Genomic DNA, 17,675 nt, shown 5'->3' on the forward strand with positions numbered 1-17,675 from the left:
CATGTACTTTTGCATCATTTCCTCTAATAAGGAGGAGATATCATGACGTTAGAAGTCAGCGGAAATTCAAATTCTCATGATGGGCAAGTTGTTGATAGAGCTTCACAACTATTGACGAGAATGGAAAGTGTACCTTTTTCTAGATGGCATTTAAAGCCTCGTATCATTATGGGATCTGCCACCTTTTTTGATGCTTTTGATGCTCTGTCTTTAGCGTTTGTTCTCCCAGTTCTCATCGGCATGTGGAGTTTATCACCTGCTCAAATTGGTCTTCTTATTGGGTCTGGTTATATAGGACAAGCGATTGGTGCCATTTTCTTTGGATGGTTAGCAGAAAGGCGTGGCCGTGTTTTTAGTGCAAAGTGGACTATACTCCTCATGTCCGTCATGAGTATTGCATGTGTGTTTTCAGGTAATTTTATGGCACTGTTTATTTTTCGTTTTATACAAGGGATTGGGGTAGGAGGAGAGGTGCCGGTAGCGGCTTCATATATCAATGAGCTGTCCCGGGCTCAAGGGAGAGGCAGATTTTTTATGCTTTATGAGATGATTTTTCCTTTAGGTTTAATGATCTCAGCTCAAATCGGCGCATTTGTTGTACCTAGCTTTGGGTGGAAGTGGATGTTTTTGATTGGAGGCATTGGAGGTTTAATCGTCTTTGTATTCTTTTTTATGTTACGTGAATCTCCAAGGTGGCTTATTTCGAAAGGCAGGTTAGATGAGGCCGAAAGAATTATTGAAGAAATTGAAGCTAGTACCGACAAACGAATGCCTGTAGCAAAGCAAGTATTTAGCAGTACTGAAAAGGGCGACTGGAAAGAGCTTTTTTCAACTTTCTACCGTAAAAGAACACTGATTGTATGGGGACTATGGTTTTCTGCCTACTTTGTATCAAATGGTTTAAATAACTGGTTACCAAGTCTTTATAATACGGTTTACAATTTGCCAGTTGGAGATTCATTAAGGGCAGCCTCTCTCACAAATATTTTACAGACCATAGGGGTATTCGCTTGTGCATTTTTAATTGATAAAGTAGGACGAAAGCGCTGGGCAACCATTGCATTTATCGTAACAGGTGCTTTATTAACTGCTTTATGGATCAGCGGAGCGAGTTCTCCAGAAAGTGTGATATATTTAGGGTCCGCTGCTTACGGAATGATGGGGACGATTACAGTTCTTCTCTATCTATATACACCTGAAATTTATCCAACACGTATGAGGGTGATTGGAACGGCATTTGCTACAGCGTGGCTTAGGCTGGCCTCAGCGATCGCTCCTATTATGATAGGCTTTATTTTAGAGGTAAGCGGTGTTTCAACTATTTTTATTCTTTTTGCAAGTGTGACTGTAGTGGGAGCAATTCTTGCTTTTAAAATGATCGAAACGCGCGAGAAAGTATTAGAGGATATTGCACCGTGATTGACGCACGCAGTGAAGAACTTATTCTAAAGAGGGTAGGTTCTTTTTTTATTCAGAGGATCTATGTACAATTTTTAAAATGCCTAACCTATCTCCGTTCATTTATCATATAATAGTAACATGATCACGAACATGAAAAGCAATACCTGAGAGACAGTGAAGATGTATATACGAAATAAAAAGTCTACCGATGAAGGTAGACTTTTTCTATAAATTCAATTCTTGATTCCTTGAATGAATGCAGCTTTTAAGCAGAAGGAAATAGGCTGCTGCTGTGCATCGAATTGAAGCTGAAAGAGTTGTTTTGTATCAGGGTCTGCGGCTTGAAGATGGGAAACGATCTCCTTTTGAACATTCTCTGGTGTGCGTCCACGTGTGATCCAGTCTTGATAATCAATTTGCAGATCCCAGTAACGAATCTCTTTTTGAGTCAGTTGTTTGGCAGTGAAAAGCTCTTCCCATTCTGATAAAGAGCTTTCTCGCACATGAGAAGGATCTCTAAGTCTATTTAAGTGATTAATAAATGCATCCTGTGCAGCATTCTCAGGTGCATAATGATCGACGAGCAGGAATGTGCCGCCTTTTTTTAAGACACGGCTGATTTCAGACATGGCTGCGGGAAGGTTTGGAAAGTGGTGAGCGGCAAAGCGGCACGTCACGATGTCAAATGATTCATCAGCGAATGGCAAAGCTTCTGCGGCTGCCCGTTCGAAAGTAATATGTTTCAGCTGGCGTTCTTCCGCAAGTGCTGCTGCAACCTCGATCATTTTTTGCGTGACATCAATGCCGATTCCTTTAGAAATGATGTCTGAAAAGGAAAAAACGGTATGTCCAGCTCCGCAACCGATATCAAGTAAATACTCGTGACCCTTCGTATTTGCTGCCGCTTTTACCCATTCCAACTCTTCTCCGGCTGCAAATATAGGTGAATCGCGATAGTTCTCAGCATTTTGTGAGAATTGGTTTTCAGCTTTCGTATATGGATTCATTTCTTCTCCTCCTTTTGTTGTCTCTTTATCGTAGAATTCCTTTTGTTATTTGTCTAAGACATAAAAGATATGACTTGAATAGTTAAAACCTATGAGGTGATGAAAGTGGATATACGGATGATGGAATATGTCATGGAAGTGTACCGGCAGAAAAGTTTTACAAAAGCAGCGGATCAGCTTCACATTGCACAGCCTTCTTTAAGCCAACAAATAAAGAAGCTGGAAGAGGAATTAGACACCCCCCTATTTATTCGAAAGTATGGACAAGTCACACCCACACCTCAAGGGAGTCGGTTCATTAAAAGGGCTGAGAACATTTTTAAGGAAAGAGATGATTTGCTGCGTGAAATGGGAGAAGCAGCTTATGAGGTGGGGAAAGAGCTGAACGTTGGAGCGCCAGCCGTCACAGGGGGATATGTCTTACCCGGTTTATTAAAAACCTTTTGTCAAACGTATCCTCATGTTCACGTTCAACTAATAGAAGAATCACCTCGTGAGCTAGAAAAACTTCTATTGGCTGGTCAGCTGGATTTGGCTATTTTATCTATGCCGGTCGAGCATGAATCATTGAAAACGAAACACATGCTGACAGAGCCGCTTCTTCTTGCAGTTCCGCCATCTGCTCAACCTTGGTTACAGGCGGAATTGAACGATATCATCAATCAAGCAGATCAGAAAGGGACTGTTCCGTTTCGCCTTCTGGAAGCTGCCGCATTTATTATGCTGAAAGAGGGATATGGCTTTCGGCAAGTGGTCACAGAACTCTGTCATCATCATAGTTTTCAGCCGAAGATAACCTTTGAAACAAGTCATATTCAAACAGCGCAGGCATTGGTCAAAAATGGGCTAGGTGTGACAGTTGTGCCGAAAATGGTGGCACAAGAGGAAAGGAACGAAGTCGCTTATTTGAAAATTGATTCAAGTCCAACCCGCACACTTGTGTTTACATATGTGGAAGAAAGGTATTTAACGAAAGCCGCTCAAGCCCTAATGGACCTTTATCAAAATCAAGAAAAAGCTTAAACAAACGTTTAATTAAATGCAAAAAGCAGGGAGCACCCTGCTTTTTAATAAATATCCAGCCGCTGATCTGTCATCACAGGAATCTGCTGTCTCACTTCATCCACTAGCTCAAGATCAATGTCCGCATAATAAATATCTTCCTCATGGTTTGTTTCAAGTAAAATACGGCCAAGTGGATCAATCACCATGGAGTGGCCAGGGAATTCAGTGTCTCTACTTGTGCCTGTTCTGTTAACAGCAATCATAAATGACTGATTTTCAATTGCTCTTGCGATGAGCAAGCTGCGCCAATGATCCACTCTTGCTGAAGGCCATTGCGCCGTATTGATAAGCACCTTCGCCCCTTTGTTGACAAGTGTTCTGGAAAGCTGCGGAAAGCGAAGGTCATAGCAGATCATGGCCCCGATCTTCACATCCTCATCATAGTCAAATAAACCAAGCTGATCACCAGCGGTTAAATAGTTGTGCTCATCCATTAAGCGGAATAAATGAATTTTATCATAATCGACTAAAAGCTCACCTTGGCGGTTAAAGACATACATCGTGTTGGTGATGTTGTCACTTTCTGAGCGCTTGTTCAATACACTTCCTGCAATGAGAACTACTTGGTGCTTACGGGCAAAGGAAGAGAAAAGCTGTTTTGTGCGTTCACCATTTACATCTGCAAGCTGATCGGCTTGTTCAAGAGCGTAACCGGTATTCCACATTTCGGGTAAAATGATCAGATCGGGCTGCTCGCTGATCGCTTCTTCTAAAAATGCTTCTGCTTTTTGAAAGTTCACATCAGGTTCTCCAATTTGTACGTCCATCTGGACAAGGGCGATTTTCATACAGGTTCCTCCTTTATTCGATGATTGCAAATATGAAATCCATGAATGGATCGATCGATTTTTTTGTCTGAGAATCTCTAGTTTTCAAGCCAGTTTCTTTATCATAAAGGTTTCAAACTTCTTTGCCAATAGAAATGTCAGAAGGTTTTGTCTTTTGTATAGAAAATGGCTTTCTTCGTCAAGAAAACAGTGATATGATACACACAACTAATAAAACAAAGGGGGATAGTAGGATATGCAATTGTTTGATTTACCATTAGATGAGCTAAAAAAGTATAAACCGAAGAAAACAGCACGTCCTGATTTCTCAGACTTTTGGAAGGCATCGCTTGAAGAACTGAACCAAGTGGAGGCAGAGCCAGCACTTGAACCTTATGATTATCCAGTAAAGGGGGTGAAGGTGTACCGTCTGACGTATCAAAGCTTTGATCATTCTCGAATTGAAGGCTGGTATGCAGTACCAGATCAAACAGGTCCACATCCAGCACTCGTTCATTTTCATGGCTATAATGCCAGCTATGACGGCGGCATTCATGACATCGTCAACTGGGCACTGCATGGCTATGCGACATTTGGTATGCTCGTCCGCGGTCAAGGCGGCAGTGAAGATAAGACAGTGACACCAGGCGCACAGGCTTTGGGGTGGATGACAAAAGGCATTTTATCGAAAGAGACCTACTATTATCGGGGTGTTTATTTAGATGCGGTTCGAGCGCTCACCGTGATTCAGTCCTTCCCGGAAGTGGATGAACACCGGGTCGGCGTGGTGGGCGGGAGCCAGGGTGGTGCATTAGCGGTTGCAGCTGCAGCACTTTCAGACATTCCGAAGGTCGTCGTGGCAGATTATCCGTACTTATCGAATTTTGAACGTGCAGTAGATGTGGCATTGGAGCAGCCTTATTTAGAAATCAATTCATACTTTCGCAGAAACAGCGATCCAGAAGCGGAAGAAAAGGTATTTGAGACGTTAAGCTATTTTGATTTGATCAATTTAGCCGGATGGGTGAAACAGCCCACATTGATGGCCATCGGTTTGATCGATCAAATCACCCCACCATCTACTGTGTTTGCGGTATATAACCATTTAGAAACAGATAAAGATTTAAAGGTGTATCGCTACTTTGGACACGAGTACATCCCGGCTTTTCAAACAGAGAAGCTTGCCTTTTTACAAAAGCATTTAACGACTTAACAGAACAAAGAGGCCTCTCTAGGAGGGCCTCTTTAGATTGTTGACAAAGTGCTAAAATGATGTTTATTTTAGCACTTTGTCTTCTTTTTTCAGCGTGATAGAAAACCTTTGAAGTCTAGGAAGGGCGAGCACTGGCGCGGAGCGAATTGAACATTCGTGAGCACCAGCGCGCAGACCTGACAACGAATGCGAGGGTTTGTCTATACGCTGAAGAGGCCTCTCTAGGAGGGCCTCTTTTTTAATAGCTCGTATTCTGTCTCGTTTTTTCATCAGGCACTAACGCGGTGATAATGAGGGCAAGGGCAGTGATGATATGAAGAATAAATCCGAGAATCGGAATCCAAGCAAGGCAGGATGTGACAATTCCGATGATACTTCCAATCATTGGTCCCTGGTCTCGCCTCGATAAGACGAGTGTGATAATATGCAGAATAAGCATGACCATAAGCGGTGAATAGCCATTGCTGATAACGAATAGACCTCCGATCACAGGGATGGCAAGGCAAGCTTCAAAAATCCCAGTGATCCATTTCATAATGCGAGATATAGACATCAGATCCAACTCCTTTTTCATATATGTCTTATTCGTATTTTCCCAAAACGTGAAGAAGTCATGCAGAATTCTATAGAAAGAGTTGATGAACGCTTGAGAGAGAGAATTAAGGAAGAGCTGAAAATCATCGAAGAAACGTATGACGTAAAGATTTGTCTTGCCGTCGAATCAGGCAGTAGGGCATGGGGATTTCCCTCGACCGATAGTGATTATGATGTTCGTTTTTTATATGTTCCCCGGAAAGAATGGTATTGGGCGATGGAAGAGCATCGTGATGTCATTGAACGACCGATTGATGACGTGCTTGATATCAGCGGCTGGGAGCTTAGAAAGGCACTTCGCTTATTCAATAAATCAAATCCATCCATTATGGAATGGCTGTCTTCTGATATTATCTATGCTGAATCTTTCTCTTTGGCAAAGCAGCTAAGAGAATTAAAGGATCGAGCGTTTTACCCTGCGGCTTTGATGTATCATTACCTCAATATGGCGAAGCGGAATGAGAGTCGGCATTTACGAGGAGAGCAGGTGCGAATCAAGAAGTATTTCTATGTGCTTCGTCCGCTTCTTGCCTGTCAGTGGATTGAACGTTACCGAACAGTTCCACCAATGGACTTTCATGAATTGCTCAAGGAGCTAGTGGAGGAAGGCCCGCTTTTAGCAGAAATTCACGAACTGCTCAAACGTAAAATGGATGGAGAAGAAATGGATGTAGAGAACGGTCTCGCTCATGTCCATCCATTTATTGATAAAGAACTGGCGCGTTTTGATGAATTGGTGAAAAGCTACAATCAGCCGAAAGACAATCTGATACAAGAATTAAATGAGCTGCTGCAGTCTACCCTTGATGAGGTGTGGGCGTAGGAGGGAAGAGCCAGCCGGATAGCGGCAGGCTCTTTTTTATCTCTTATTGTGATAAAACCACAAAAAAAGTCAGAATTTTTGTCATCTTCAAATATTGTAGCGGACAGCTTATGAGCCTTACAATAAAGACATAGCTTACAAAGAGTGGGAGGTGCCCTTTATGGAGTCGGTCACAAGAAATTTCTTCTTGTTTTTGTCAAAAAGCAGTCTCTTGAACCATATTGCTCGTAATTGGGGAAGTGCTGTTGCATCTAAGAAAATCATCGGTGGGAAAGATTTTGAGAGCGCTATCTCTGTCATTAAACGATTAAATGATCAAGGAATGGCTGTAACAGTCGATCACCTTGGTGAGTTTGTCACTAAGGCAGAGATTGCAAATGAGCGGACGGATGAGTGTATTCAAACCATTCAGCGGATTGCTGAGGCGGGACTCAATTCCCACGTGTCACTCAAAATGACATCACTCGGCCTGGATATTGACGATGACCTTGTGTATCGCAATATGAAACGTATTTTAGATACGGCAGAAAAACACCGTATCATGGTGACAATCGATATGGAGGATGAACAGCGCTGTCAAAAAACGCTGGACATTTTTAAAGAAATGAAATCTCAATATGAGTATGTCAGTACGGTCCTGCAGGCGTATTTGTACAGAACAGAAAAGGATCTTGATGACCTCAATGAGCTGCAACCATTTTTACGACTTGTAAAGGGTGCCTATAAGGAATCCGCCGAAGTGGCGTATCCAAACAAAAAAGACGTTGATCAGAATTACAAGAAACTGATCGAAAAGCAATTACTCACAGGGAACTATACAGCCATTGCGACACATGACGATCAAATGATCGAGTTTACGAAAAATATTGTGAAAAAACACAATATACCGACAAGTCAGTTCGAATTTCAAATGCTGTATGGCATGAGGTCAGAAACGCAGCAGGCACTTGTGAAAGAGGGCTATCAAATGAGGGTCTATACCCCATATGGACGAGAGTGGTATGGCTACTACATGAGACGTCTTGCAGAACGGCCGGCAAACATTGCCTTTGCTTTAAAAGGGATGACGAGAAAATAATTTGAAACGGGAGCGTGACAAAGATGACAACACCTTACAAACATGAACCATTCACGGATTTTAGCCAGGAAGAAAATCGCAAAGCGTTTGAACAAGCATTAGCAAAGGTAACAGAATCACTGGGTCAAACCTATCCGCTCGTGATTAATGGAGAAAGAATCGAAACGAAAGATCAAATTGTCTCGATCAATCCAGCGAAAAAGGATGAAGTTGTTGGAACCGTATCAAAGGCCGGAAAAGAAGAGGCAGAACAAGCGGTTCAGGCTGCGGCGAAAGCATTTGAAACTTGGCGCTATACGTCTCCAGAAGAAAGAGCCAGCGTCATATTCCGTGCTGCGGCAAGCATTCGCCGTAAAAAGCATGAGTATTCAGCCCTTCTTGTCAAAGAAGCAGGTAAGCCTTGGAATGAAGCGGACGCAGATACAGCAGAAGCGATCGACTTCCTTGAATATTACGCTCGTCAAATGCTGGAGCTGGCGAAAGGCAAACCAGTGAACAGCCGCGAAGGGGAACACAATCAATACGTATACACACCAACTGGCGTGACGCTCGTCATTCCGCCGTGGAACTTCTTGTTTGCCATTATGGCAGGAACAACAGTAGCACCAATCGTTACAGGGAACACAGTTGTCTTAAAACCTGCAAGTGCAACTCCTGTCATTGCGGCACGTTTTGTGGAAGAGCTTGAGCAAGCAGGTCTTCCAAAGGGTGTGGTGAACTTTGTACCAGGAAGCGGAGCAGAGGTTGGAGATTACTTAGTCGATCACCCGAAAACAAGCCTGATTACATTCACTGGCTCAAGAGAAGTAGGGACACGTATCTTTGAACGCGCGGCAAAAGTACAGCCAGGTCAGCAGCATTTAAAGCGTGTCATTGCTGAAATGGGTGGTAAGGATACAGTGGTTGTAGATGAGGATGCAGACGTCGAATTAGCGGCTAATGCCATTTTCACATCAGCCTTCGGTTTTTCAGGTCAGAAATGTTCAGCTGGATCTCGGGCTGTCGTCCACGAGAAGCTGTATGACCAAGTGATCGAGCGAGTGAAGGAAATCACAGAAACGAAAACAACAGCGAACCCTCTTTCTGCGGATGTCTACATGGGACCTGTCATTGATCAAGCGTCCTTTGACAAGATCACGGATTATATCGAGGTGGGCAAACAGGAAGGCCGCTTAGTCACTGGCGGAACGAGTGATGATTCAGAAGGATACTTCATTCACCCAACCATTTTTGCAGATCTTGAGCCAACATCTCGCTTGATGCAAGAAGAAATCTTTGGACCTGTCTTGGCCTTCTCGAAAGTATCTAGCTTTGATGAGGCACTTGAAGTAGCCAACAACACGGAATATGGTTTGACAGGTGCTGTCATTACCAATAATCGTGATCATATCAACCGTGCGAAGCAGGAGTTCCATGTAGGGAACCTCTACTTTAACCGTAACTGCACAGGAGCCATCGTAGGATATCACCCATTCGGCGGATTCAAAATGTCAGGAACCGATTCAAAAGCAGGCGGTCCAGATTACCTAGCTCTACACATGCAGGCAAAAACGATTAGTGAAATGTTTTAAGTTGGAAAAGCATGAACCTGTGCACACGGGTTCATGCTTTTTTTTTGCTTGTCTACGACTTGTTTCTATGCAAATCTGTCCGGAAAGAAGTATGATAAATGTATTACTTAATCAGGGAGCAATCGGGATGGAAGAGATATTAGAAAAGCTTCATACATTTTTTGATGTCGATAAGTTAATTGCATTTATTAGCGGGTATTTAAAAAAACCAGTCATTTTAGAAAGCACAGAGTGTCAGCTCCTTGCTTATAATTCTTACAGCATTCAGCAGTTTGACCCAGTCAATCAGCAAACGATTTTCTCAAAAGAATGTCCGGGGTCTGTAGTCGATTGGTTAAAGAAAACAGGGGTCATCGAGCGGCTTCACAAGGAGTCAAAGCCTTTTTATGTGAGCGGTCATGACGAGCTCGGGTTTAACCGGCGGGTGGCTGTGAGCGCCAAGCATAAACAAGAGGTTGTGGGCTTTATTTGGGTGCAGGACATTGAGGATTCTCTCTCTCAGGAGGAGCTGCAATTTTTGCACGAAGCTTCCTTTCAAGTGGGAAAAGTGATTTATAAGAATAAGAAACAGCTGGAGAAAAAAGAAGGCAAGATTGAAGAATTTTTCAAAAAGGTCATGGATGATCATTTTTATACAGAAGAAGAACTGAAGTGGGAGGCTGAGAATTTAAGCATCCCGCTGCCAGCGGTATTTACTGTCATGGTCGTACACGCTGCCGATAACAAAAGTGAGACGGCAGAAGATGTAAAAGATGTCATTCGAACGTATTTGCAGCTAGAAGATAAGGTGAATCACGTATACTCCGTTCAAGCCGACATTGTCGTCATATTGGGCAGCTTGTCAGACCGGCACTCACCGAAAGCGACTGCGGCTGACGTCATCGCTCACCTGCAATCGAAAGCGCATGCCCATCCTTCTCCATTGTATATTGGAATGGGAAGAGAGTATCGAGATGTCATGAAAATGAGCACAAGTCGATTTGAAGCGATAGAGGTCGTGAAGGCTGTGAAAATTGTGGGAGGACAAGAGCTGATTCCATATGATTACGAGAATCTGGGGGTTTTCCGGTTCTTAGACTCAATTTACAGTCATCAAAAAAAGAAAAATGACTTCAATCCAGATTTATTACGTTTGAAAGAAAAAGACCGTGACAGCCAAACCTCATTTTTAAAAACGCTTGAAGTCTACTTATTGAATAACTGCAAGCTAAAGCCAGCCGCGGAGCAGTTGTTTATTCATCAAAATACATTAAATTATCGAATGAAACAAATCTTTGATATGACCTCAATCGATTTAAGTCACTTCAGCCAGCGATGTGAGTTATTTATTGAATTGATGCTGATGAAAAAAGATCAATAGTCATCGAATCCGCAGGTGCCCGGGATCACCTGCGGGTTTTCATGTGAAAATGGCATACAACGGCTGTGTTTCGTTGTATGATAGATAAGGATTTTATGAAAGGGGGGCCACCTTTGGGAGCAGTCACCTTGGCCATTTTGATTTTCATCCTGACCCTCGTCCTTGTCATTTGGCAGCCAGGACGTTTAACCATTGGATGGTCAGCATGTGGAGGCGCCATTCTTGCACTTGCCTTTGGTGTCGTTCATCTGGGCGATGTGTGGGAAGTGACGCAAATAGTATGGAACGCAACATTTGCGTTTATTGGCATCATTATTATTTCGTTAATTTTAGATGAAATCGGTTTTTTCGAATGGGCTGCACTGCATATGGCAAAAGCCGCAAAAGGGAACGGTGTCCGCATGTTTATTTATTTAACATTGCTCGGCGCTGTCGTGGCTGCTTTTTTTGCGAATGATGGAGCGGCACTGATTTTGACCCCGATCGTCTTGTCTGTGGTGAGAGCGTTAAAGCTGGATGAGCGGATGATCCTGCCTTTTGTGATGGCGAGCGGCTTTATTGCAGATACAACCTCCTTGCCATTTGTCATTAGTAACTTGGTCAATATCGTATCAGCCGACTATTTTCATATTGGGTTTCTAGAATATACAGCAAACATGTTCGTGCCAAACCTTGTGTCACTTGGAGCAAGCATGTTAGTGCTTTATGTGTTTTACCGAAAGCTTATCCCAAAAACATACGATGTATCACAGGCGAAGGAACCGGCATCAGCTATCCGGGATATCCGCATGTTCCGCTTGTCTTGGTACGTGCTTGGCTGTCTGCTTGTCGGTTATTTTGCAGGGGAACTCATTGGGGTTCCGGTCTCCATCATTGTGGGCGGTATTGCCCTTGTCTTCTTGTGGCTGGCAAGAAGAAGTCCCCAAGTGGCGACAAAACGTGTCGTAAAAGAAGCACCGTGGTCCATTGTCTTTTTCTCAATCGGCATGTATGTCGTCGTATATGGACTGAAGAATGTCGGTCTCACAGAAATATTGGCGGCATGGATCGAACAAGGAGCATCGCATGGCTTGCTTGCGGGAACGATGTTTATGGGTGTGCTTGCCGCAGTGCTGTCCTCTGTCATGAACAATCTGCCTACTGTGTTAATTGATGCGATTGCGATCGGTCATACAGATACAGCAGGCGTCATGAGAGACGGATTGATTTATGCCAATGTCATCGGCTCTAACCTTGGTCCGAAAATGACCCCTATCGGCTCATTGGCGACATTGCTGTGGCTTCATGTTCTTAAGAAAAAGGGCGTCCATATCTCTTGGGGTGCATACATGAAAGCCGGAATCATCCTGACCATCCCAACCTTGATCCTTACTTTATTGGGGTTATATGCGTGGTTATGGCTAATACATTAAAGCTGAATATAAAAAAGAGCAGGTCGCTTGGATCTGCTCTTTTTTGTTACAGATATTTTGCATAGCGTTTTTCTAAAAAGTCCTGAAGTAATGAGACTACGCTGCAAATGCCCCAGTAAATGAGGGCGACCAAAATATACATGGTCATATAATCGAATTCGCGCCCACCTACGATCTTTGCTTGCTGGAATAGCTCGGGGACAGTAATCATCGCAGCTAGTGAGGAGGCTTTGATTAAATCGAGCATGACATTGGTCAATGGTGGCAGTGCGATGCGGACGGATTGAGGCAAAATGACACCGCGCATCGTTTGCCAATAGTTGAGACCTAGTGATTTGGCAGCTTCCACCTGTCCACTCGGCACAGATGAGAGGGCCGCCCGATTGATTTCTGCAATATAGGCAGCGCTATTGAAGCTGAATCCAATAATGGCAGCAGTGACCGCTGTAAACTCAATGCCGATATAAGGAAATCCAAAATAAAGAATAAACAAAATCACCAGAATGGGCACGCCACGCATGAATGAGATATACAGCCGTGCAGGCAGCCAAAGCATCCACGTATTCGCCATTCTGGCAAGCGCAATAAAAAAGCCAAGAATGGTGCCAAAAAACATGCTCACAAAGGAAATGAGCAGCGTCAGCCAGATGCCTTTCATGACAAATGGAAATGACGCCTTTGCCAGTGCAGGATTAAATATATATTCTAAATGAATATCTCCCACGCTTGCGGCTCCTTATTTAGAAATGTCGACATCTTCGACATCAGCATCTATTTTCTTTGAGACGTCTGCATGATTAAAGAATTTTTCGGAAATCTTTTTCATGGTTCCGTCTTTTTTCATTTCTTTTAAGACACGATTTAATTCTTTTTGAAGCTCTGTGTTGTCCTTCTTCATCACAAAACCTTGTTCGTTTGGCATGTATTTTAAGTCAGGGTGAATCGTAATATTTAATTTTGGGAATGCAGCTAGAGCTAGTGTCTGCAAGTAATAATCATTTAGAATGACATCTGTACGACCGTTAGCGACATCCTTTAAGTATTGCTCGTTTGTCGCATTATCATAAATGACTTCCTTCGCACCGTACTTGCGAGCGACATCCATATAAATCGTTGTGGCAGCACCAGCTGCTTTCTTTCCTTTTAAATCTTTTAACGTTTTAATGCCAGACAAATCATCTTTTCTTACGATCGCTGTGCCATAAGAATATTTATAAGGAGTTGAAAAGGCGAACTTATCTTTTCTGTCATCTGTGATGTCAATGTCATTTGCAGCGGCATCCACTTGACCAGAATTAATGGCGCTCAGCATGCCATCATAGCCCATTTCTTTAAATTCTACTTTCACATCCAGGCGTTTAAATGCTTCTTTGACCACTTCCACTTCATAACCAGTCAATTGATCCTTGCCATTAGCGGTATCATGATATGACGTTGGATAAAGGGTTCCTGAAGTAGCAACCACGATTTTCCCTTTCTTTTGAATCTCATCCCACTTTGAATCTCCAGACTGAGAAGAGCCTGATTGACTGCAAGCAGACAAGACAAGTATGAAAGCAGACACAACAAGCATTACCCAGATCGATTTTCTATGATAAAAACGACTCATTTAAGAATCCTCCTCTATTTTTTATACAAAACAAAACATAGCACGCTTTTTCTGTTAGGACAACGTTTTCAGAAGAAAAGCGAAAAAATAAGAATATTATGTGCAATTTGCAACGTGAGATAATGTATAAAAAAGGAAAGTGCGTACAAAATAAATGCGAATAAAGGAGGGAAGAAAATGATGAAAAAAATAAGTGGCTTGATCATATTATCGGTGATGCTGTTGTCTGGTTTTTATATGGAAACAGCTCATGGAGAAACACCCCAAATGGAAAAGCGTCCAGTAACGCATCAAGTAAAACTAACGACAGAACAACAAAAACAAATTGAAACGCTTGAGCAGCAAATTCTTTCTAAACGAAAAGAAGTGATTGAGAAGTACGTCCAATATGGTGTGTTAACAAAGGAACAAGGTACACATATTACGAAACGAATGGATGAACATTACAATCATTTGAAAAACAACGGATTTGTGCCATTGCTGAAAAAACCACAGCACCATTGACCATAAGGATGAAACCGGCAGCGAGGTGCCGGTTTTTTATTGTTTATCAATCTATTCAGAAGGAGAGACTTTCACCATCTTTAGGGACAAAAATGGCTTGTGCTGCTTGATGCTCTTGAATGTAAGCTTGTAAAGAGGCTCTTGTTAGTAAGCAATGATTCACTGCCTCAAGGTGAGTAGCGACAATTTGTGCTGTTGGATGAGAACGGTGAACGTCTAAAATGTCTTCCTTCGTCATCGTAATTGGATCGCCTTCTAAAAATTGAGCAGCTCCGCTATTGACCACAATGACATCTGGCTTGCAAGTATTGATAACCTCCTTCGGCTCATCACACCAAATGGTATCACCTGCAATGTAAAGGGTAGGTTCATCAGGGTGAAAGAAAACAAAACCGCTGACCTGTCCCATCCGCTTTGCAATTTCTCCTGTCCCATGCTGTCCACCTGTCCGCTGAATATGAACACCATAAATGTCTATTTCATCTTCAATGCATGTGACATGCTGGAAACCGGCCTCTTCAACTTCTTTTTTGTCATTATCCGATTGCGTATAAATGGGTTGGTCTTGGGCTAATTTTTGTTTCGCCTCGTCATCAAAGTGATCCACGTGCAAATGAGTGAGTAAGACAGCATCTGGGTGTAGCATGTTGTCTAAGTCAATGTTTACAGGCAGATCAACAATCGGATTGTTCAAATGTTGATTGGCTGTATGAGGAAACGGTGGATATGTTCCTTTTGCTGCTAAAAAGGGATCAATGAAGAAAGTTGCCTGACCATATTCAAGGTAGAAAGTAGCATTCCGAATGAGCGTGATTTTCATGAAAAGGCCTCCTTTTTTTCTGATTAAGTTTACAGTATATTAAAAGAGTTCCATGTGACAGAGGGTTGTGAAAGTCTTTCATCAGAAGGACTTGATTTTTGAAAGAGGTGAGCCAATGTTAGACCAAACCGATATGGATATTTTAAAAGAGCTCTCAAAAAACAGTCGATTAACTATGAAAGCGCTAGGTGAAAAAGTTCATTTAACGGGTCAAGCTGTTGCAAATCGTGTGTTAAAGCTTGAAGAAGAGGGTGTGATTGAAGCATATACCATTTCGATTGACTGGCGGACGCAAAAGACCATCCAAACATTTATGCAGCTCTATACTCGCAGTCATCATCACGAACCACTTCTGTCATTTCTCGACCGACAGGAAGAGATCAAGAATTTATTTAAAATAAGTGGTGAGGGCTGCTATATGGCTGAAGGCCATTTCTTCAGTCATGATGAACTGGATCTGTTTTTAACGGAGCTGACAAATTACGCAAATTATAAACTGTCTATTGCGGTTAAGCGTCTCATTCATCAGTAAGAAAAGAGACGCAGGAGGAAAAAGAACGATGAAAAAATTAATCGAAAATCAAGCTGAACCGGTGACAAAGGAAAAAATCAAAGCAGACTTGGTTCAACTTGGTGTGAAAAAAGGCATGATTTTATGTGTTCACTCATCCTTATCATCTATCGGCTGGGTAAACGGAGGCGCTGTTGCCCTCATACAAGCATTGATGGAAACCTTAACAGAAGAGGGGACACTGATCATGCCGGCACAAACGTTAGAGATTTCTGATCCCGCTGATTGGATCGATCCGCCTGTTCCTTTTTCATGGTGGAAATCGATCAAAGACACGATGCCTGCATTTGATCCAGCTTACTCGATGCCAACAGCAATGGGAAAGGTAGCGGAAACGTTTTGGAAATACCCGGGCGTGGCGAGAAGCAATCATCCTCATTTTTCATTCACGGCCTGGGGGAAAAAGAAACATGAGCTTCTGAAACACCACGCACTTTCTTTTGGATTAGGGGAACATTCGCCTCTAGCCCGCATGTATGATCTTCAGGCTCAGGTGCTGCTGATTGGTACGTCTTTTGAAAGTCTGACAGCTTTCCATCTGGCTGAATATCGCATCCCTCAGCAAGACTTCATGACAAGAGGAGCTCCCATCTTAGAAAATGGATGGAGGGTATGGAAAGAGTACCAAGATATTATCACAAGAGAAGAACTATTTGAGCAGATCGGCCGTGACTTTCTTCTATCAGGAGGCACTCATCATCACGGTCAAATCGGGCTTGCCAGTTCATATTTATTACCGGTGAGAGAATCGGTAGACTTTGCGGAAAAGTGGCTTGATTTGTACGATCAGTCGTGACCTACACCGTTTGGAAATTCATATGATAAAGGTCTTGATCAGGCTGCTGAGAAGTATAGCAGGTGAGCTGATAGTCTCCCTTTGGAATAGGGAAAGACAGCACCTGAGCCATGACGCTTGTGATATAAACTTGATCGCTTGCATGCGTAAAAGGCACTGTGACCGTTCTATCAGCCGAAGCTGGGGGCATATTGCTATTTAAAGTTACGGTAACAGATGCTTTTCCGTTGTTGACCCCTTCAAAGGATACACCGTGATCTCCCATGGCGAATCCTTGAAGAATGTCATCATCTGACCAGTCAATCACAGGTGGTGTTTTGCTTCCGGTGTATACGGTGATTTGGTGATAGGAGATAGATAGGGAATAGGCTTGGTTTAAGTTATTCATTTAAAAAACTCCTTTATACAAAGATTTTCATTGGAATGTGAATGGTTGAAAGAATGATTCTTGAAGAGAATGTTAGGCAGCAAGACGATTGTCGCCGTCTTGCGCTTCTATATGAGGAATCTAGATGTGAAATTGTGAAACCATTGTTTTTAAATCTCCTGCTAAATGAGCAAGAGCTTCTGATGAAGCAGTTACTTCTTCCGTTGCGGCAAATTGTTCTTCTGGTAAACCGGCTACTTGCTGTGAATGTTCACTCGTTAGTTTAACCCCTTCTGTAATAGTGGCAAAGGATCGTTTCGCATCGTTTGTATAAGCTGCGATTTTTTGTGATGCACTAGATAAATGCTTGATGCCATCCGCCATTTCTCTCATTGACTGTTGAATATCAATAAATGATTCTTCTTTATGAGAAATAAGTACAGTCCCTAGAGCCGCTTCCTCTCTTACTCGTTTGATCGCATTTGTTGAATGAGTCATCTCTTTTTGGATTTCAGAAATGAGATGGGAAATCAAATTTGATGATGCTTGTGATTCCTCAGCGAGCTTTCTCACTTCGTCTGCGACAACCGCAAATCCTTTCCCATGCTCGCCTGCTCGTGCTGCTTCAATTGCTGCGTTTTGAGCAAGTAGGCATAGCCTAGCTTTACATCACCTTTTGCTTTTTCAGTGGCCATGTGCTTGATGTTTTCTGTCATT

General features: G+C 42.7%; 20 protein-coding genes. 11 read left to right on the top strand and 9 right to left on the bottom strand.

The window, feature by feature from the left end; all coding sequences use genetic code 11:
• Positions 1-42: 42 nt before the first annotated feature.
• Entirely contained in the window at positions 43-1,419 is a 1,377-nt protein-coding gene (locus tag MKY83_RS01815) for an MFS transporter (RefSeq protein ID WP_113768516.1), read from the top strand.
• 215 nt (positions 1,420-1,634) lie between these two features.
• Here the strand turns inward: MKY83_RS01815 and MKY83_RS01820 are convergent, their stop codons facing one another.
• Positions 1,635-2,408, bottom strand: coding sequence for a class I SAM-dependent methyltransferase (locus tag MKY83_RS01820; RefSeq protein ID WP_113768517.1), 774 nt, complete (start codon positions 2,406-2,408; stop codon positions 1,635-1,637).
• Positions 2,409-2,525: 117 nt separating this feature from the next.
• Between MKY83_RS01820 and MKY83_RS01825 the strand changes: the two genes are divergently transcribed.
• Positions 2,526-3,431, top strand: a complete 906-nt coding sequence (locus MKY83_RS01825) for a LysR substrate-binding domain-containing protein (protein WP_342488009.1) — start codon at positions 2,526-2,528, stop codon at positions 3,429-3,431.
• 44 nt (positions 3,432-3,475) lie between these two features.
• On the opposite strand, the gene MKY83_RS01830 is transcribed toward MKY83_RS01825, so the two are convergent.
• Positions 3,476-4,261 (bottom strand): carbon-nitrogen family hydrolase, encoded by a 786-nt coding sequence (locus tag MKY83_RS01830; RefSeq protein WP_113768519.1) that lies wholly within the window; start codon positions 4,259-4,261, stop codon positions 3,476-3,478.
• Between the two features lie 235 nt (positions 4,262-4,496).
• Here MKY83_RS01830 and MKY83_RS01835 point away from each other — a divergent pair, with 235 nt between their 5' ends.
• Entirely contained in the window at positions 4,497-5,453 is a 957-nt protein-coding gene (locus MKY83_RS01835; RefSeq protein WP_217012744.1) for an acetylxylan esterase, read from the top strand.
• 238 nt (positions 5,454-5,691) lie between these two features.
• Here the strand turns inward: MKY83_RS01835 and MKY83_RS01840 are convergent, their stop codons facing one another.
• A complete protein-coding gene (locus MKY83_RS01840; RefSeq protein WP_044140457.1) occupies positions 5,692-6,006 on the bottom strand; it encodes a hypothetical protein in 315 nt (104 codons plus the stop codon).
• Positions 6,007-6,066: 60 nt separating this feature from the next.
• Here MKY83_RS01840 and MKY83_RS01845 point away from each other — a divergent pair, with 60 nt between their 5' ends.
• The 5 genes from MKY83_RS01845 to MKY83_RS01865 all read left to right on the top strand — a co-directional run bounded on the left by MKY83_RS01845 (position 6,067) and on the right by MKY83_RS01865 (position 12,291).
• Entirely contained in the window at positions 6,067-6,870 is an 804-nt protein-coding gene (locus MKY83_RS01845) for a nucleotidyltransferase domain-containing protein (RefSeq protein WP_342488011.1), read from the top strand.
• A gap of 160 nt (positions 6,871-7,030) precedes the next feature.
• Positions 7,031-7,948, top strand: a complete 918-nt coding sequence (locus MKY83_RS01850) for a proline dehydrogenase (protein WP_065098768.1) — start codon at positions 7,031-7,033, stop codon at positions 7,946-7,948.
• Between the two features lie 23 nt (positions 7,949-7,971).
• The gene (gene pruA, locus MKY83_RS01855; protein WP_058015278.1) at positions 7,972-9,519 is read left to right on the top strand and encodes an L-glutamate gamma-semialdehyde dehydrogenase; all 1,548 of its coding nucleotides are present in this window, start codon (positions 7,972-7,974) and stop codon (positions 9,517-9,519) included.
• Between the two features lie 127 nt (positions 9,520-9,646).
• Positions 9,647-10,879 carry a helix-turn-helix domain-containing protein gene (locus tag MKY83_RS01860; protein WP_044140461.1) on the top strand — a complete coding sequence of 411 codons (1,233 nt, stop codon included), beginning with the start codon at positions 9,647-9,649 and terminating at the stop codon, positions 10,877-10,879.
• 113 nt (positions 10,880-10,992) lie between these two features.
• Positions 10,993-12,291 carry an arsenic transporter gene (locus MKY83_RS01865; protein ID WP_065098769.1) on the top strand — a complete coding sequence of 433 codons (1,299 nt, stop codon included), beginning with the start codon at positions 10,993-10,995 and terminating at the stop codon, positions 12,289-12,291.
• Between the two features lie 46 nt (positions 12,292-12,337).
• Here the strand turns inward: MKY83_RS01865 and MKY83_RS01870 are convergent, their stop codons facing one another.
• Positions 12,338-13,015, bottom strand: a complete 678-nt coding sequence (locus MKY83_RS01870; protein WP_065098770.1) for an amino acid ABC transporter permease — start codon at positions 13,013-13,015, stop codon at positions 12,338-12,340.
• A gap of 12 nt (positions 13,016-13,027) precedes the next feature.
• On the bottom strand, positions 13,028-13,900 hold the full coding sequence (locus MKY83_RS01875) for a transporter substrate-binding domain-containing protein (protein WP_003214277.1): 873 nt from the start codon (positions 13,898-13,900) through the stop codon (positions 13,028-13,030).
• Between the two features lie 180 nt (positions 13,901-14,080).
• Here MKY83_RS01875 and MKY83_RS01880 point away from each other — a divergent pair, with 180 nt between their 5' ends.
• Positions 14,081-14,404 (top strand): YckD family protein, encoded by a 324-nt coding sequence (locus MKY83_RS01880; protein ID WP_044140620.1) that lies wholly within the window; start codon positions 14,081-14,083, stop codon positions 14,402-14,404.
• A 55-nt stretch (positions 14,405-14,459) separates the two neighbouring features.
• Here MKY83_RS01880 and MKY83_RS01885 read toward each other — a convergent pair whose 3' ends face one another.
• Positions 14,460-15,224, bottom strand: a complete 765-nt coding sequence (locus tag MKY83_RS01885) for an MBL fold metallo-hydrolase (RefSeq protein ID WP_044140464.1) — start codon at positions 15,222-15,224, stop codon at positions 14,460-14,462.
• Between the two features lie 115 nt (positions 15,225-15,339).
• Here MKY83_RS01885 and MKY83_RS01890 point away from each other — a divergent pair, with 115 nt between their 5' ends.
• A complete protein-coding gene (locus tag MKY83_RS01890) occupies positions 15,340-15,756 on the top strand; it encodes an Lrp/AsnC family transcriptional regulator (protein WP_044140465.1) in 417 nt (138 codons plus the stop codon).
• 28 nt (positions 15,757-15,784) lie between these two features.
• Positions 15,785-16,591 carry an AAC(3) family N-acetyltransferase gene (locus tag MKY83_RS01895; protein WP_065098771.1) on the top strand — a complete coding sequence of 269 codons (807 nt, stop codon included), beginning with the start codon at positions 15,785-15,787 and terminating at the stop codon, positions 16,589-16,591.
• A 1-nt stretch (position 16,592) separates the two neighbouring features.
• On the opposite strand, the gene MKY83_RS01900 is transcribed toward MKY83_RS01895, so the two are convergent.
• The 3 genes from MKY83_RS01900 to MKY83_RS01910 all read right to left on the bottom strand — a co-directional run bounded on the left by MKY83_RS01900 (position 16,593) and on the right by MKY83_RS01910 (position 17,674).
• Positions 16,593-16,979, bottom strand: coding sequence for a competence protein ComJ (locus MKY83_RS01900; protein ID WP_113768527.1), 387 nt, complete (start codon positions 16,977-16,979; stop codon positions 16,593-16,595).
• Between the two features lie 120 nt (positions 16,980-17,099).
• Positions 17,100-17,588 carry a methyl-accepting chemotaxis protein gene (locus MKY83_RS01905; protein WP_231129532.1) on the bottom strand — a complete coding sequence of 163 codons (489 nt, stop codon included), beginning with the start codon at positions 17,586-17,588 and terminating at the stop codon, positions 17,100-17,102.
• On the bottom strand, positions 17,528-17,674 hold the full coding sequence (locus MKY83_RS01910; protein WP_231129527.1) for a hypothetical protein: 147 nt from the start codon (positions 17,672-17,674) through the stop codon (positions 17,528-17,530). The genes MKY83_RS01905 and MKY83_RS01910 overlap by 61 nt, the downstream gene beginning before the upstream one ends.
• Between the last annotated feature and the right edge of the window lies 1 nt (position 17,675).

The organism is Bacillus sp. FSL M8-0266 (assembly GCF_038613425.1).
GTDB lineage: Bacteria > Bacillota > Bacilli > Bacillales > Bacillaceae > Bacillus > Bacillus pumilus.